We start from the raw sequence: 17,419 nt of genomic DNA, 5'->3' as shown, positions 1-17,419 counted from the left end.
TGCGTGTCACGCACAGGCGACGAACGCTGCGGCATGCCGGGCGCCAGAGCCCCACTGATGCAACGCCCGTTCTGCACAGGCGACGAACGACCTCAGGCCCCAGGTAGTCCGCGGATCAACTCTTCGACGGCATGTCGGGCAGGATCGGCATAGCGCTCCGGGAAGGTCACGGCGCACCCGATCAACCAGGCGGTTCCCTCCAGGGTGCGCAGTCGCAGCCAGGGGGCGAGCTCTTCCTGCGTCGGGACCGCTCGCCCGCTGACCTGCGCGTATGCCGACAGCGCAGCCCTGCCTGTCTCCTCATCCGGGGTGCTCCCCAGAACTGCGAGGTCCCACTCGACAGGGCCGCGGCAGGCCTCTTCCAGGTCACTCCAGAGCCACTGGCCGTCCCGGTCACGCAGCAGGTTGCCGCGGTGGGCGTCCCCGTGCAGCAGCACCTGCCTCGTGCCCAGGCCCTCGACGCCGGCCAACGCCTCTTGGTGCTCGCGGGTGAGTGCCGCGTGGGTGCGCTGGTCCAGGTGGCCCCGACGGGCGGCATAGGCCAGCGGCTCGGCGATCAACTGGTGGGCGAACGACATGACCGGTAGGTCCTGACCGACGTCAGCCAGGATGTGGTGCCACTGCGCCAGCGCAGCAGCCGACTCTGCGGGCGTCGCCCGGACGCCACCTGAGTCGCCCAGGTCGGTCCAGAGGGAAACCCACAGACCTTCGACGTGATGCGGACCGGCGCGCTCGGCAGGTGGCACGACCGGTGCGCCCGCCTCCTGTGCGAGGCGCCCGACCGTGACCTCCTGGGTCAGCCACCACCCCGGGTCCACACGCTGGGCACCAGTGTGGGTGGAGACCCTGGCAACCAGTCCGGTGCCGGGCAGGCGCAGCATCAGCGACCCACGGTCGGACAGGACCTCGGGCATCACACGCCCCAGACCCAGCTCCCACGCCACGGCGGTGGCCGCCCGGAGTCCGGACTCGCGCACGGTCGACGGACTCTGGGGCGGTGATGGCTGCTGTGGTGGCAGTTGCGGTGGTGGCACTTGCTGCGGGCTCTGGTCACTCACGGGCCGATCCTGCCACCACGACGACCAGGATCGCGTCGGCCGACCTGCCACCCGACCCCAACATCACTGCGCGGAACCTTGGCACTCACCTCTGAGCATGCGCGGCGGCCCGGAGCCGCCTAACGTCGAGGAGGCGGCCCGGGCACCGATCCGGAGCCCGCACCCGACGAGAGGAGCAGGACATGACGCAGGACCGCAGCATCACCGTCAGCCGGGTCATCGACGCCTCTGCGCAGGACATCTTTGAGGTGCTGTCCAACCCTGAGCGGCACGCCGACCTCGACGGGTCAGGCTTCGTGCGCTCCGACGACCGCTCCGACCGGATCACTGCCACCGGCCAGGTGTTCACCATGAACATGGAGGGCGAGCACATGGGCGGGGAGTACAAGACCGACAATCACGTCGTTGGATATGACGAGAACCACCTGCTCGCGTGGAAGACCGCGCCCGCCGGGACCGAGCCGCCTGGGTGGCAGTGGGTCTGGGAGCTCACTGCTCAGGGCAACGACGCCACCACGGTGAACCTGACCTATGACTGGTCGGCCGTCACGGACGAGGCGATCCTGAGCAAGGTGAGCTTCCCGCTGGTGACCGAGGAGCAGCTCGAGGACTCGCTGGGCAACCTGGCGTCGGCCGTCGCGGGCTAGACGCCGGCCGTCGGATAGACGTCTGCGGTCGACCCACCTGATCCGTGCTCCCCCAACCAGTGCTTCCCCGCTGTCTCTGACCGCGGCGCGCAGGAGTCAGCCGCCCCGGGAAGACCAGGCGCCGACCCGGCCCGGCACCGCCTCCGCCTGTACACCTCCAGGTGGTCCCCGCGCAATGGGCACTTCCACCCATTGTGGCCCACCCCAGCCAGGAGTAGGCATGGCCCAGGGCCCGCACGGCGGGTCCATCCACGCTGGGCGAGGGAGCCGATCATGCGGGCGTCACGGAAACTCCTTGGGACAACTCTGGCCGCGGCGCTGGTGGTGACTGCGGCAGCAGGCACCTTCGTCACCACCGCTGACCCCGTGGCAGCCGCCGACGACGCCGTGGGACGCGAGTCGATCCTGACCCCGGAGCAGCTGGGCACCGGCGGCATCGACGGACTGCAGTATGCCGACCCGACCGAGGGCCTGTCCCTCATCGACCCGCCGACGGCCAACACCGGGGGCAGTGCCCAGCTGTCCTATCCGATCCTGGTCCCACCGGGGCGCGGGATCACTCCGGAGCTGGACCTGACCTATGACTCATCGGGCGACAACGGCTGGCTGGGGCTGGGTTGGGACCTGTCTGTCGACGAGGTCGCCGTGGACACCACCTTCGGTGCCCCGCACTTCAGCGCCACACATGAGAGCGAGTCCTACACCCTCGACGGCGACCTGCTGGTCCCCAACGCCCTGGGTGAGGAGTGGGAACCGCGCTCCAGCGGCGACCGCGAGGACTGGACCCGCCAGGTGGAGACCTCCTACGAGCGGATCATCCGACACGGCACCAACCCCAAGGACTACTACTGGGAGGTCTATGACAAGCAGGGCAACGTCCGCTGGTATGGCGGCTTCCCCGACGTCGGCGGCCCCGAGGGCGGTGTGACCTCGGAGGGCACGATCGACCGCTCGGCGATCGTCACCGACCAGGATGGGAACGCCGTGCGCTGGCTGCTCTCGGCCCAGCGGGACGTCGGCGTCAACGTGATCCGCTACCACTACGCGACGATCGAGTATGCCGACGGAGACAGCGGCTGGCACGTCACCTCCGACTGCGACACCGACAGCACGTCGACGGTGTGCGGCAAGCACATCTTCCTCGACCACATCGATTACACCGCCGCCGCCGAGGTCTCCGGCGAGCCCGCCGACCCCGCCTACCGGGTCACCTTCACCCCTGAGGCCGGGGCCCATCGGTCCGACCCGGTGGTGGACGCCAGTCTGGGCTACGTCGACGTGCTGGTCACCCGGCTCGCGAAGGTCGAGGTCCATCACGGCGCCCCGAACGGCGGTGCCGCCCGCACCTACGACAACCTCGCGGTGCGCTACGAGTTCGACTACGAGCAGGGCAGCGCCACCCCGTTCGAAAAGTCGCTGTTGACCACCATCACCCAGAGCGGCGGGACCCCGGACACCGCCGTTCACACCCTCGAGTACTTCAACGAGGTCGGCACCCGGGCAGATTCCTACGACGGGTTCGGCCCCTCCGGCACCTGGAACACCGGCAACGACCTGAGCACCCGGTCGATGCTCGACGCGAGCGTCGAGGCCGGCGCGATGGGTGCCAGCGAGTCCAACTCGGCCGAGGGCCACGCCTACCTGGGCTTCAACCCGCTCATCCCGGACAAGAACGGCTCCTTTGGTGGGTCCCTGCAGATCGGCGGTGGCAATACGCAGGCCCTCGCCGAGTGGCTGGACATCAACGGTGACTCCCTCCCGGACAAGGTGTGGAAGGACGGCACCCAGCTGAAGTACCGGCTGAACACCTCCGGCCCCTCCGCCGGCACCACCTTCACGGAACTGGACATGATCGAGGGGATCGGCACCCTGTCCAACGACAACAACATCGGGGTCCAGGGTGGCATCGAGGCCAACCTCGGCGTCACCGCCTCGTTCGGCCTGGGCCTGGAGGTGGCCTGGGGCGACACCTACTTCACCGACGTCAACGCCGACGGCCTGCCGGACCTGGTGTCCGGGGGCAGCGTCCACTTCAACAGCCTGGACACCAACAACAGGCCGACGTTCTCCACAGACAGCGCCACGACGCTGGTCCCGCTGCCGACGAGCGGCGGCACGCCCAGTGCCTCCAACGACCTGCTGGACGAGATGCAGGCCGAGCTGGAGCGCCGCTCCCCGACGATCGACACCGTACGCCGCTGGGTCGCCCCCTACACGGGCGCCATCTCCATCGACGCCCCCGTGACGCTCACCCCCACGAATGGTGACTCCCTCGACGGTGTGCGGGTCGCGATCCAGGTGGGCGACGACGAGATCAGCCAGGCCAACCTCCTCACCCCTGGCAACACGGCCTTCGGCACGGCGCTCACGGCGACGGTCAGCGCCGGGGACCCCGTGTACTTCCGGGTCGGCTCGATCAATGACGGCGCAGGCGACGAGGTGGAGTGGTCCCCCACCATCAGCTACACCTCCGTCGCCGGATTCCCAGCGGTCGGTGACGTGCCGGCCGACGTGAACGGCCTGTCCCAGACCACCTTCGCCCTCACCGAGGACTTCACCCTGGCCGGGCGCCCAGACAGCGGCGTCGTCATGCCCTACACCGGCACGGTCGAGTTCACCGCCGACATCGACAAGACCGCGGTGACCACTGACAACCTGCACCTGGTGCTGGAGCACAACGGGGTGGCCGTCCCCGGCTCCGACATCACCATCGACGCCGACTTCGTCGGCACCACCCCAGTCAGCGTCACCTTCCCGGTCACCCAGCCGAGCCTGCCCGATCCTGACAACCCCAACGAGCCGGTCGCGGCCCCGGACACGGTCGAGGCCCACCTGGCCGTCGACACCCCCATCGACATCTCGACGATCTCCTGGGACCCGACCATCACCTATGCCAGCGCGGTCAACCGGAACGGCGACCCGGTCGCGACCACGAATGACGCCGGTGACCCGCTCATCACCGTCGACCTGATCCCCAACATCGACATCTTTCCCCAGCAGCTGGCCTCCTCCGCCTCGGCACAGGCCGGCCCGTCACTGCCCTGGCACTCGACGGCGTCCGGCACCTACGACGCACGGGTGGGACTCAGCCTCGGGTCCGACTTCCCCGGTGGCCGGGTGCTGGTCTCGGTCAAGAACGCCACGGGTGTCGTCGCGCAGACACCGTGGACCCTGCCGGCGAGCGGAGGCGGCCTGGTCGGCACGACCCTCGACCTCAACGCCAGTCTCACCAGCGGGACCGACTACTGGGTCGAGGTCACGATGACCGACCCGCAGGTGTCCGCGCGCACGACCCTGACCTCCTTCGCGCTGCGCCCCGACGGTGCCTCGGACGGCACCGGCGACGTCACCGTCGCACCCGCGGTCCTGGCCAGCGGCCAGCAGGGCATCTTCCCCCTGCCCTACCGCGGCTGGGGCGTGGCGGGCTACACCGCCGGCGGCGACCTGGCCACGGCGCCCATTGACCACGAGGCCTTCGTCATCGACGTCGACGCGCTGCAGGCCAACACCTCCAAGCCGGACGGTTTCGATGACATCCCCGAGGACGCCGGGGACCCCGAGCCGTCCTACGCCTACCTGCCGGTGAGCACGCCGGCCGAGCTGCCCGACGGCCTGCCGGACAACGAGGTGTATGAGCAGTTCGGGCCACTGGACGGGCCGCTGTGGCAGGGCAACCGGGACAACCTGGCGGCCAACGCCGAACGCATGCGCTCCTCCCGGTTGGGCGCCGACAGCATCGACCTCGCGCAGACCGGTGGTGACGGCCGGGCTGTCACCCGCGTCTCGGTCACTGCCCCGCAGGCGGCGCTGGCCATCGGCGCCGGACCACTGGGCGCCAGCTTCGGCATGTCCCCCAGCTTCGGGCTGCAGGACTACGAGGACATGAATGGGGACGGCTATCCGGACGTCATCACCCCCGGGTCGGTGCACTACACCACCCAGCGCGGCTCCTTCCTCGACAGCGCCACCAGCATCGGCGACGGGCTGATGGCCGTCACCAACCAGGACCTGACCTTCTCCGTCGAGGGCGGGCTGTCCCAGGGGCTGGTCGACATCAGCGCCAACAACAAGGGCCGCACCAATGCCACCAAGGGCAACGCGGCCGGCAAGGGCGGTGACGCCGGCGACAGCTCCGGTGGTGTGGAGATCGGCATCGACATCGGAGCCAGCTGGACCAGCCCCAACGCCTCCGGCAGCGGCGACGCACCGCTCGTCGGCGACATCATGTCCGACCCAGCCTCGGACTATGGAGACTCCGTCGGTGAGGCCGGGGCCGAGGCCACGGAGGAGGGCGCACCGATCAGCCAGGAGCTCGCCGACGTCAACGGCGACGGCCTGCCGGACCGGGTCTACACGACGGCCGAGGGAGTCTTCGCCCACTACAACCTGGGCTACGGCTTCACCCGCGGTGCCGTCTATCTCGGCACGGGCGGCTTCGAGGCGATGGAGTCCTACTCCAGCGGTCTCAACGCCGGCTTCACCACCCCGCTGGGTGAGTTCTCCGGCGGCCTCTCCTTCAGCTGGAACTACGACCTGGCCCGCTACACCTGGGCCGACGTCAACGGCGACGGCATCCTGGACCAGGTGCACAAGCAGAGCACCGGCGCCAGCCCCGCGGTGCGGTTCGGCACCGGCAGCGGCCTGACGCCACCGGTGACCTATGGCGCCATGCAGGACGCCTCCCCGGCGATGGGCGTGGCCACGGGCCCCAACTCCAACTTCGACCGCAGCCAGGGCATCGGCGGTGGCTTCGACTTCACCGTCTATGTCGGACCGCTCTGCCTCGTCGCCTGCTACCTCGTGATCAACCCCGGTGCCACCTATCAGAACTCGCTGAGCAGCACCGAGGTGGCCCTGGAGGACGTCAACGGCGACGGGTTCGCCGACTCGGTCGCCACGACCGCGGACGAGGAGCTCAAGGTCTCACTCAACAACCACGCCAGGACCAACCTGCTGCAGGAGGTCGACAACCCGCTCGGCGGCACGATGACGCTCGACTACGAGCGCGACGGCAACACCATCGCCCACCCCGACTCGGTGTGGGTGATGAGCAGCGTCGATCTCGACGACGGCCGGGACACCGCCGGTGACGGCGCCGACGTGCTGGCCTGGACCTATGAGTACGACGGGCTCGACTACGACCGGGCACACCGGCAGTCCCTGGGCTACTCTACGATCCTCGAGCACGAGATGGACGCCGCGACCGACACCGCGATCCGCACCACGACCCGCCGCTTCCTCAACGACAACATCTTCGTGGCGGGCCTGGAGTGGTCCACCATCAAGACCGACGCCCAGGCCGCCCCCGGCGAGGAGAACCTCAGCGGAGCCACCATGACCTGGGGCTTCCGCGACGCGCGCGAGACCCACGCCGACGTGCACGCCGAGGTCGTGCCGGTCCCCAGCATCTCGAACCTGCGCGGCATCGACTCCCTGGACCGCTCGATCGCCCCGCTGCTGGAGTCCGTCACCGAGGAGTTCTACGACTGGGAGGACATCGGCCAGCAGACCGAGACGACGTTCACCTACGACGCGCTCGGCAACGTGCTCGAGCAGGTCGACCGCGGCGAGCTCGAGGACCCGACCGACGACGTCCTCACCATCAACACCTACAGCACCTGCGACATCTCCTCCAGCGTCGGGTGCCTGACCACCCCGGCTGCCTCATCACCCCTGTGGGACGAGGACGTCTGCGCGACCTGGGTCAGCCTGCCGGCCGTGGTCACCGAGACCAACAACCGCACCGGCGCCGACGAGATCGTCTATCGCCACCGGGACGGCCGCGCCGACCTGTGCGACAACGCCTCCGTCACCCACCTGGAGGAGCAGGTCGACAGCAGCGGCGACGTGGCCGTGACCGACCTGGCCTATGACGCCTGGGGCAGTTATGACCGGATCGTCTATCCCGAAGGGGTCGACGGTGTGCGCTACGGCGTGCTCTACACCCGCGACGCCTCCCGGCACTCCGACATCGCCGAGGTCACCGAGTTCGACTTCGGCGACCAGGGCGCCGTCGACGCCTTCATCAACGACGGCGACGCCTCCGGCGCTCTGCGCACCGGCCTGACCTCGACGGCGACCTTCGACCCGCTCTCGGGCCGGGTGGCCAGCCGCACCGACGCCAATGACAACACGAGCCACTATGCCTACGACGCGTTCGGCCGGATCATCTCGATCAGCCTCCCGGGCTCGACCCAGGACCTGGTGACCTTCGACTACGCACCCAGCGCATCGGGCTACGGCTATGCCATCGCCCACCACACCGACCAGTTCAACCCCGGCGACACGATCGACACGATCACCTTTGCCGACGGTCTGGGCCGCACCACGCAGACCAAGCGGGACGCCACCCTGCACGTCGCGACCGGCGAGCCGGGCGTCGCGGCCCGGGTGGTCACCGGAGTGGTGGAGTATGACGCGCTGGGCCGGGTGGTGACCGAGCACTATCCGCACGCGGACCAGGCGGCCGGCCCCACGGCATACGACACGACTGCCCCGGACCCCGCGGCGGCGACCACCACGGTGCTCGACCTGTGGGACGCCCCCAACCTGGTCACCGAGCCGGGTGACCGGGTGACCGCGACCGAGTATCTCTATGAGGACATCGGCGACGGCACCGTGGTCTTCGCGACCACCACCACCGACCCGCGCGGGCGGGCGACCACGACCTGGACCGACATGCGCGAGCAGGTGTTGCGCATCGACGACGCTCCCGAGGATGAGGCGACACTGACGTCCTGGTACGACTACAACGGGCTCGGCGAGCTGCTGGCCTTCACCGACTCCGCGGACGAGGTGACCACCCACGGCTACGACATGCTGGGGCGGCGCACCGCCACGGACACCCCCGACGGCGGCCTGGTCACCATGACCTACGACGACGAGGGCAAGCTGACCAGCCGGGTCAGCCCCACCCTGCGGAGCGCGGGTCAGTCGACCAGTTATGCCTACCAGCTCGGCAAGCTGGTCGGGATCGACCACCCGGCCAGCACACCGGACGTGACCTATACGTACGGCGGCGCGGGTGCTGCGGGCAACGGCGCCGGACGGGTGACACAGATCGAGGACGGCACCCGCATCGTCGACCTGACCTACAGCGCCGGCGGGTCCGTCATCGAGCAGGCCGCGCAGATGAAGCTACACAACTGGGACCCGGCCCGGGCCGCCGACTTCACCTGGACGACGTCGTGGGACTTCGACGGGCTGGGCCGGATCGCCTCGATGACCTACCCCGATGGGGAGGAGCTGACCTACGACTACGACTCCGGCGGCCTCGTCCGCGAGGTGGTCGGCGAGGAGGACGGCTACGAGGACATCATCACCGGCTATGACGAGTTCGGTGACCCGATCTGGGAGCGGGTGCCGCGCACCTGGGAGTACGACTACGTGCTCAACCGCACCTACGACGAGTTCCTCGCCCGCCGGTCCACGACCTACGGCAACGAGGTCAGCACCGAGTGGTCCTACCAGCCGACGACCCGGTGGCTGGACCGGCAGGAGACGCTCTCGCCGCAGCGCAACGTGAGCGACCCGGCATACCAGGAGATCCAGGACCTGAACTATGCCTATGACGCGGTCGGCAACGTGCTGGAGTATCGCAACGAGCTCCCGAAACCGCTGTCCAGCCAGTTCGGTGGTGCGACCGAGCAGACCTATGAGCTGGACGGCTACGACCGGCTGGTCGGGGCCCACGGTGAGTGGCGCCAGGATGCCAAGAGCACCCGGATCTATGACCTGGCGCTGGAGTATGACGAGCACCGCAACGTGATCGGCAAGACCCAGCGGGACGTCATCAACAACGGCAAGAAGGATCTGGTGCAGAAGGACACGACCTACTCCTTCGACCGGACCTACTCCGATGCCGCACCGGGGCGGGCCATCAACGCCGGCCAGACGACCTATCACTACGACGCCAATGGCAACCTGCTGGGCACCAAGGACCGCAAGGGCAAGTGGATCCGGCAGCTCACCTGGGACGCGACCGACCGGATGACGGTGGTCAACGACTCGTCCTCCGAGACGACCTTCACCTATGACGACACCGGTCAGCGGATGATCGAGCGCGGGCCCGGCGGGGAGACGGCCTTCGTCAACCCGTGGGTGACCGTGCGCAACGGCACCGAGATCTACAAACACATCTGGATCGACGAGGAGCGGGTCGCCACGCAGCGCGACGACGGTGGCGCCGAGGAGTTGAAGCGCTACTTCCTGCACCAGGACCTGCAGGGCAGCACCAACATCGTCTCGGACTATCGCGGCGACACCTTCCAGCACCAGGAGTACTTCCCCGGTGGCGAGGTGTGGATCGCCGAGAACAGCACGGTCTTCCGCACCCCCTACCAGTACGGCGGGCACTACACCGACGAGCGGCGCGACCTGCTCGGGGTCGGCGAGCGGTGGTACGACAGCCGCGACGAGCTGATGTACTCCCCCGACGCGCTGCTGGTACAGGATCCCCTCGCGGTGATCGGGCAGCCGGAACTGCGCGGGGCCTACTCCTTCGCGGGCGCCAACCCGGTCAGCAATATCGACCCCTCGGGCCAGATGTTCATCGCCACCCAGGCCAGGGCGGAGATGGTGAAGGGAGCCGATAAGGCGGTGCGGGCCAAGCTCAAGGACAACCCGGACGTGGCGGCCTCGATCGCAGCCAGTCTGGACTCCAAGCTGCCCAGCAGCTTTGTGAAGCTGGCCCTGGACACAGGTCGCTCCGAGTCGTTGCAGGCCTTTGCGGACAAGTTCGAGCCCAACGCCTTCATCGACATCAACCTGAGCGAGGGCACCGTCAAGATCGGCGCGCCCTATGGCAAGCGGCTCAAGCTGGGCGGCTCGGACACGCCCGCCGATGCCACCGACTCGGCTGCACCACCGAGGCCTGGGACGCCGGCACCGGGTGGTCCCAGCACAGGAAACTCCGCGACGACGTCGACCGGCACCACCTCGACGACGACGTCCCCATCGACGGGGACCTCCCCCCAGGCGCCGCAGCGGCCAGGCGGTGGCACCGGCAACTCACCCGGTGATGCCGACACTTCCCAGACGCCGAAGCAGCACCCGAAACCGCTGCCGAAGCCACCGGCCAAGGCATCCGTCGGCGGTGACCAGGGCTCGGCGCGGTCCGGGGACTAGGTCTTGGCACGCCGTCAGCGGGCGTCGCGTCCCAGCCGGGCCAGGAGCTGCACCTGCCGCGCCTCGGTCTCGGGGACGTCCACCGGGCGCGCGCAGATCCCCGGGCTGTAGAGGGCGTCTCCGAACCCCGGGAGCGCGGCCTCGATCTGGTCCAGCTCCTCGGGCGTGAACTGCTCGTCCGCGCCGAGCGCCCGGGCCAGGTCCCACCGGTGCACGAGCAGGTCCCAGCCATAGAAGGTCGCCATCGTCCCAGCCACCGTCGCGGGACCGAAGTAGCCGTCATACTCGCTGGGTCCGACCTCCGGGTCGGCGAGCAACCTCTGGACAGCGGCGGTGTGCTCGTCCCAGGCCAGGCGTGGGTCGTTGACGGACACCTCGGGGACCTCCAGCCCGCGCTCGGTCAGGAAGTCTCGCTGGGTGTCGATCAGGTGGGCCACGAGGTCGCGGACGGTCCAGCCCTCGCACGGGGTTGGACGGTCCCACTCGCTCGTGCTGCCCAGCAGCTCGCCGATGTCGGCGGCGCGGTCACGATAGAGGTCGGTCAGGTCGTGGTGAGTGGTCTGTGTTTCGGTCATGCCTCCACCATGAGGGACGGGAGTATGCCGTGGCTTGCAATAATCCGACAGTGCCGGACTCCCACCCGATCGACCGAGCCCGTCTGACCGAGCGCGCCGCGTTGGCACCGCCGGTGCACCGTTACGCACCGTCAGCGGCCTTGGAGACCCTGGTGCGGCACTACTGGGTGCCGGTGTGGGACCTGCCCTCGGACCGCACCGTGGTGGAGCAGGTGTTGCAGTATCCGACCTGCCTGATCGTCGTCGCCGGTGACTACGCACGCTTCTACGGGGTGGCCCGGGGGCTGTCCACGGTCACCCTGAGCGGGCGCAGCTGGGCGGTGGGCGTCATGCTGCAGCCCGGGGCCGGCACCGCGGTGTCCCGCGGTGAGGTGTCCGGCCTCGTCGACACCCATGTGGACCTGACGGAGTTCGCGCACCTCGCACCGCTGGTGGGCCAGGTCCGCGAGCTGATGGGCCTCGATCCGGCCGACCCGGGCCAGCACGCCCAGGCCATCGGTGCCGTCGAGGATTGCCTGGGGTCCGGTCCTCCCCTGAGCGAGGAGGGAGAGCTGCTCAACCACGTGGTCGAGGTCGTCGAGTCCGATTCGGCGCTGCTGACCGTCCGGGACCTGGCGGGTCGGGTCGGCGTGGAGGAGCGCACGCTGCAGCGACTGACCGAGCGGCACCTGGGCCTGACCCCGAAATGGCTGATCCAGCGACGTCGGCTGCACGAGGCGGTCGCCCATCTCAAGCACGGCACCCAGACCCTGGCCGGCCTTGCCGCGGATCTGGGCTACACCGACCAGGCTCACTTCACCCGCGACTTCGGCCGGGTGACGGGGCGCACTCCCGGCGAGTTTGCCAGGACGCTGGGCCGTGACGCCTCGCCGGCCTCCCCAGCGAGCCCCGCGTCCAAGGTCAGGTCAGATGGTCGAAGTCGCCCCTGACCCAGGCCGTATGCCGATCGGCTGAGTACCGGACGATCGCCTGGGCATCCTGGGGCACGACCGCGCCGAAGTTGTTGTAAAGCCGGTCGAAGTGCATTCCCTCAACCTGAGTGGCCAGCCGCTGGACCACGTTGCCGGACAACGGAAGACGGTTGGGATAACTGCGCATAAAGCTGACCGTCCTGCGGTCGGGGTTGGGGAAGATCGCGTCCGCGGCGAGCAGCACCCCCTTGCCCTCGTTGCCGGTCTCCCACTCGAGGACGGCCTGCCCGCGGAAGTGACCGCCCACCCGGTGCAGGGTCACGCCGGGGGCGAGCTCGCGCCGCTCGTCATAGAACTCGACGCGGTCGGCTCGGCGCACCCACTCCCGGTCGCGCTCAGCGACCAGCACCGGCACCCCGAGGGCGGCGGCCCACTCGGTCTGCACGCCATACATGTGCGGGTGGCTGGCCGCCACGGCCAGCGTCGGCCCGAGTCCGCGGACGAACTCCACCGCCTCGTCGTCGAGATATCCCACGCAGTCGAACAGGACCGTCCCCTCCGGGGTGCGCACGATCATCGTCTGCTGGCCGATGCCGACCGCCGGCTCGGCGCGCATCCCCCACAGCTCCGGCTCGACCTGCTCGATCACGATGCGGGTGCCGTCGGCCGCGAGCTTGTCCAGGGTCGTCCACCGCGACCCACCCTCGGGCACCCACTGCCGCTCGTCGTCGCAGATGGCGCACAGCTCCGGCGGCGCCTCCACGTCCGCAGTCTCCACGGCACAGGTCTCACAGATCCAGATCATGGGCCCAGTCTGCGCTGTCCACCCCGCTCCCGCCACGACATTGATGCCGTATGCCGATGAGCCACCTCTCCCCCGAGGCCGGTGTGGTGCTGGCCCGCGCAGCGTCGACCGTGGGACGCTGCCAGCCACCGAGGGTCCGCGCATCCCGCCGTAGAGTCCCTGCCGTGACCCGTTATCTCATCGTCAGCGCCACCCGCGCGGAGGCTGCCTATGTCCCGGAAGGGCTCCCTCTCGTGATCACCGGAGTCGGGAAGACCGCGGCGGCCACGGCGGTGACCCGGGCGCTCATGGAGATCGAGCGGGACGACCTGATGGTCCTCAACATCGGCACGGCCGGTGCGCTGCGACCCGAGCGCGAGGGGCTGTTCGTGCCAGGCCGGGTGATCAACCACGACATCAGCGCCGCGGCACTACGCGCCTTCGACTACGACCCGCGCGAGGAGCTGGCGGTGGGAGACGGCGGATTGGCCACCGACGACTCGGTCCTGGCCTCGGGGGACACCTTCGTTGCCGATCCGCTGGTGCGCGACCAGTTGGCCGAGCGCGCTGACCTGGTCGACATGGAGGGCTATGCCGTGGCATACGCCTGCGATGCTCTGGGCGTCCCGGTGCACCTGATCAAGCACGTCTCGGACAGCGCCGACGCCGACGCGATGGACTGGCCAGACCTGGTCGATGCGAGCGCACAGGTCCTCGGCGCCTACCTGGCAGACCTGGTCGCACAGAGCTGAGCCTGGCCGACCTGGTCGCGACGCCCTGAGCCTGTGGCCCGGTGGGCTCAGCGAACCTCGCTGCCCTTCGGGGTCTCGGGGATGGCGTGATCGACGAGGGTCGCGGCGATGGCCTTGGCGGTGGGGAACGAGTCCTGACTGAGGACGCGGGTGCGCACCGAGGCACCGTCCATGAGAAGCGCCAGCTGTTCGCCGAGCTGCTCGGGATCGGTGGCGCCGGCCTCCCGAGCGGTCTCGGTGAATCTCTCGGCGATGGCGATCTTGTGCTCACGGGCAGTCTGGGAGGCGGGGTGCTCGGGGTCGTGGAGCTCGACGGCCGCGGCCAGGAAGGGGCACAGGGGCAGGTTCGCAGGCATGTCGAAGGCCGCCAGGAGTCGCTCGCGGGGCGTGAGGTCGTCGCAGTCAAACACGCCGGGGATGAGGTCGGGGTCAAACCTTCGCAGGTGCTCGGCGACGATCTCGTCCTTGCCACGGAAGTGCTGATAGATCGTGCGCTTGGACACCTGAGCCACCGCACCGAGCTGGTCCATGCCGGTGCGGTGGATGCCCTGCTCACGGAACAGCTGCTCCGAGGCGCTGAGGATGCGCTCGCGCGCACCCCTGCCGCGACGTTGGCCCAGGGGGCCCTTCTCCAACTCGGTCATGCCTTGAGTATACAACTCGGTTTACCTAGGCCTTGCGCGACGACCACCGGCAGGCGTACGTTAGGTAAACGATTCGGTGTCGATAGCGAGTCTGCGTCCCTCCGGATCAGCACCACCGGCTGAAATCCCTCGGCCGCACCGATCAGAGGAGAGCACGTCATGAGCACCATCACCATCATCGGCACGGGCAACATGGCCCGCACCATCGACACGCTTGCGGTCAACGGTGGCACCGATGTCGAGATCATGGGCCGCGATCAGGCCAAGGCTAAGGCCCTGGCGCAGGCCATGGGAGACCGCGCGACGCCGGGCACGTGGGGCGCCGCCCCGGCCGGGGACATCGTCATCGCGGCCCTGCTCTACCAGAGCATCGTCCCGGTCGTCACCGAGTTCGGCGAGTCCCTCGCGGGCAAGACCATCGTCGACATCACCAACCCGTTCAACGCCACCGGCACCGGACTGGCGGTGCCGCACACCACGTCAGTCGCCCAGCAGGTGGCCGAGGCCGCGCCGGCGGACGCCCACGTCGTCAAGGGGTTCAACACCCTCTTCAGCCATGTCCTGGGCAGCGGCCGTCCGGTGGATGTCTTCCTGGCCGGCGACGACGCGAGCGCCAAGGCGAGCGTGTCGGCGCTGGTCGAGAGCCTCGGACTGCGCCCCCGCGACACCGGTGACCTGAGCATGGCGCACTGGGTCGAGGGCGCGGGCCTGTTGACGATGGGTCTGGCCCGTTCCTCCGGAAGCTTCGACGTCTCCCTCGGCGTCAACGAACTCGCGAAGGCGTCATGATGACCTCCGCCGCCCCAGGCCTCACCCGTGCAGGCGTCGACCCGGCAGTCACCCTGCCCGCCGGGCGCGCCAGCGTCCGGCGATGGGCGTGGGCCGGCCTGGCCGCGCAGGTGGCCTTCGTCGCCGGCTTCCTGATCGCCGCCTCGTGGCAGGGACCGGGCTACAGCCCCCTCGCCCACAGCATCAGCGACATGTATGCCGACACCGCACCAGGCGGACTCTTCCTGGTGGTGCTCCTGTCACTGTGCGGCGCCGCCACGATCGGCTTCGCACTGCGCTCGGTATGGCCGTCCCTGCGGGCCGCCGGGTGGCGGGCCCTGACCGGATCGGTCCTGCTGGCCCTGTCCATCGTCGGACTCGGAGACCTGCTCTCCCCCGTTGAGCGGCTGGCCTGCCGGATCGCCGACCCGGGCTGCACGCCCGTCGGGCAGCTGTCCACCACCGGCGGGAAGCTCGACAACATCATCAGCTCGATCGGCCTGCTGGTGCTTGTGCTCGCCTTCTTCTTCCTGGCCTCAGCGATGCGGCGCATCGATGCCTGGCAGCGGTGGACGGCCCCGATGCGCTGGGTCGGCGCCCTGACCATCGTCTTCACGGTGGCCACCGTGCTGACCCAGGAGGCGGGCTACACCGGCCTGTTCGAGCGCCTGGTCGCCGTCACCGGCGCCGCGATGCTCGCCGTGCTCGCCGCTGGGATCCTCCGACAGGACCGCGCGGTCCAGCCCACCACAGGAGGCCGTCATGACGACCTCACCGACTGAGACCGCGAGCGCCACCCGCCCCGGCGTGGTCACGGCGGCGGCCGTCCTGGCGTTCCTCTGGGGAGGGCTGACGATCGTCTCGTCCCTGCTCAGCATGGCCGCCAGCAGCCTGCTGGGGACGCAGTCAGCTTCTCAGCGACTGCTCCGCTCAGGCCTCGGCGGTGCCCGGGCCGTCGTCCAGGAACTCTCGCAGGATCTCCACGAGCACCCTGGGCTGGTCAACATTCACCTGGTGACCGGCACCGGGGACCTCCCGCAGCTGCGCACCGGAGATGCCTGAGGCGAGCGCCTGAGCGGCCGGCTTGTTGGCCTTGTCCTTCTCCCCCACCAGCACCAGGGTCGGCGCCGTGATCCTGGGCAGCGCGTCGGTCAGGTCCACCTCGCGCACGATGTCCAGGGTCCGCAGCAACCGCTCCTTGGAGACGCTCGAGTCGGCCAGGCGCGAGGCCGGCATCATCTTGAGCATCTGCAGCTGCAGCTTCATCAGGGCCCGCGGCGGGCGCACCATGCCGGCGATGAGCACCAGCCGTCGCACGCGTTCCGGGAAGTCCGCCGCCAGGCGGGTGGCGACCACGGCCCCGTAGGACAGCCCGCACAGGTCAACCGCCTGCATCCCCTCGAGCATCAGGTCGGTGTCGAGCTTGGCGGCAGCATCGGCCACCGGCACCGCCTGCTTCTCGGTCGGCTTCAGTCCCGGCACCCACGGGGTCAACAGTCGCCGACTCCCATAGAGCGGCACCACCACGTCCTCCCACGCCATCGGCGCCTGGCCGAGTCCGTGCAGCAGGACGAGGGGGGTCGGGTCCTTCGGTGTGTTCACGCCACGAGCGTATGCCGTCGTGCGTCGCGGACATGATTGGCTGGAGCCATGACCGAACTCACTGACCAGGACCGGGTTCACCTGCGCCGTTGCCTCGACCTGGCCCAGGAGGCGCTGGAGGCCGGCGACGAGCCGTTCGGCTCGGTGCTGGTCGACGCCCACGGCCAGGAGAGGTATGCCGACCGCAACCGTGTCGCCGGCGGCGACCGCACCCGTCATCCCGAGTTCGAGATCGCGCGGTGGGCGGCCGACCACCTCTCCCCCGAGGAGCGTGCGCAGGCGACGGTCTATACCTCCGGGGAGCACTGTCCGATGTGCTCCGCGGCGCACGCCTGGGTCGGGCTGGGGCGGATCGTCTTTGCCGCGAGCAGCGACCAGTTGCGGACCTGGCGGCAGGAGTGGGGCATCCCTGCGGGACCTGTTCTGCCACTGCCGGTGAACGACGTCGCTCCGGGGATCGAGGTGGCCGGGCCCGACCCGGAGCTCAGCGAGGCAGTCCGCCTGCTGCAGGCCCGGCGGCACGGGATCGCACCGACCGGTTGAGCTAGGCCC

The 17,419-nt window shown here is 69.4% G+C and carries 12 protein-coding genes; 7 read left to right on the top strand and 5 right to left on the bottom strand.

The features are described 5' to 3' along the window. Positions 1-92: 92 nt before the first annotated feature. Positions 93-977 (bottom strand): phosphotransferase, encoded by an 885-nt coding sequence (locus tag FNH13_RS07540; protein WP_143782889.1) that lies wholly within the window; start codon positions 975-977, stop codon positions 93-95. Positions 978-1,240: 263 nt separating this feature from the next. On the opposite strand from FNH13_RS07540, the gene FNH13_RS07535 reads away from it, so the two are divergent. Then, positions 1,241-1,705, top strand: coding sequence for an SRPBCC family protein (locus FNH13_RS07535; RefSeq protein WP_143782888.1), 465 nt, complete (start codon positions 1,241-1,243; stop codon positions 1,703-1,705). A 273-nt stretch (positions 1,706-1,978) separates the two neighbouring features. Then, complete coding sequence (locus FNH13_RS07530; RefSeq protein ID WP_143782887.1) at positions 1,979-10,831, top strand: SpvB/TcaC N-terminal domain-containing protein; 8,853 nt, start codon at positions 1,979-1,981, stop codon at positions 10,829-10,831. A gap of 14 nt (positions 10,832-10,845) precedes the next feature. On the opposite strand, the gene FNH13_RS07525 is transcribed toward FNH13_RS07530, so the two are convergent. After that, positions 10,846-11,406 carry a TIGR03086 family metal-binding protein gene (locus FNH13_RS07525; RefSeq protein ID WP_143782886.1) on the bottom strand — a complete coding sequence of 187 codons (561 nt, stop codon included), beginning with the start codon at positions 11,404-11,406 and terminating at the stop codon, positions 10,846-10,848. 50 nt (positions 11,407-11,456) lie between these two features. On the opposite strand from FNH13_RS07525, the gene FNH13_RS07520 reads away from it, so the two are divergent. Beyond that, on the top strand, positions 11,457-12,335 hold the full coding sequence (locus FNH13_RS07520) for a helix-turn-helix domain-containing protein (RefSeq protein ID WP_143782885.1): 879 nt from the start codon (positions 11,457-11,459) through the stop codon (positions 12,333-12,335). On the opposite strand, the gene FNH13_RS07515 is transcribed toward FNH13_RS07520, so the two are convergent. Continuing rightward, positions 12,307-13,122 (bottom strand): MBL fold metallo-hydrolase, encoded by an 816-nt coding sequence (locus FNH13_RS07515; RefSeq protein WP_143782884.1) that lies wholly within the window; start codon positions 13,120-13,122, stop codon positions 12,307-12,309. The two genes, FNH13_RS07520 and FNH13_RS07515, sit on opposite strands and share 29 nt — an antisense overlap. Before the next feature lie 164 nt (positions 13,123-13,286). Between FNH13_RS07515 and FNH13_RS07510 the strand changes: the two genes are divergently transcribed. Further along, the gene (locus tag FNH13_RS07510; RefSeq protein WP_228266642.1) at positions 13,287-13,853 is read left to right on the top strand and encodes a nucleosidase; all 567 of its coding nucleotides are present in this window, start codon (positions 13,287-13,289) and stop codon (positions 13,851-13,853) included. 47 nt (positions 13,854-13,900) lie between these two features. On the opposite strand, the gene FNH13_RS07505 is transcribed toward FNH13_RS07510, so the two are convergent. Further along, positions 13,901-14,497 (bottom strand): TetR/AcrR family transcriptional regulator, encoded by a 597-nt coding sequence (locus FNH13_RS07505; protein WP_143782882.1) that lies wholly within the window; start codon positions 14,495-14,497, stop codon positions 13,901-13,903. 159 nt (positions 14,498-14,656) lie between these two features. Between FNH13_RS07505 and FNH13_RS07500 the strand changes: the two genes are divergently transcribed. Further along, entirely contained in the window at positions 14,657-15,286 is a 630-nt protein-coding gene (locus FNH13_RS07500) for an NADPH-dependent F420 reductase (RefSeq protein ID WP_143782881.1), read from the top strand. Beyond that, on the top strand, positions 15,283-16,047 hold the full coding sequence (locus FNH13_RS07495; RefSeq protein WP_202878896.1) for a DUF998 domain-containing protein: 765 nt from the start codon (positions 15,283-15,285) through the stop codon (positions 16,045-16,047). Before FNH13_RS07500 ends, FNH13_RS07495 begins: the two co-directional genes overlap by 4 nt. A gap of 148 nt (positions 16,048-16,195) precedes the next feature. Here the strand turns inward: FNH13_RS07495 and FNH13_RS07490 are convergent, their stop codons facing one another. Then, the gene (locus FNH13_RS07490) at positions 16,196-16,867 is read right to left on the bottom strand and encodes an alpha/beta fold hydrolase (RefSeq protein ID WP_143782880.1); all 672 of its coding nucleotides are present in this window, start codon (positions 16,865-16,867) and stop codon (positions 16,196-16,198) included. A 48-nt stretch (positions 16,868-16,915) separates the two neighbouring features. Between FNH13_RS07490 and FNH13_RS07485 the strand changes: the two genes are divergently transcribed. Beyond that, the gene (locus FNH13_RS07485) at positions 16,916-17,410 is read left to right on the top strand and encodes a nucleoside deaminase (RefSeq protein WP_143782879.1); all 495 of its coding nucleotides are present in this window, start codon (positions 16,916-16,918) and stop codon (positions 17,408-17,410) included. Positions 17,411-17,419 lie beyond the last annotated feature (9 nt).

This window comes from Ornithinimicrobium ciconiae (genome assembly GCF_007197575.1).
GTDB lineage: Bacteria > Actinomycetota > Actinomycetes > Actinomycetales > Dermatophilaceae > Ornithinicoccus > Ornithinicoccus ciconiae.
The sequence above is the reverse complement of the archived record's forward strand: the minus strand, read 5'-3'. Positions and strand labels throughout refer to the sequence as shown.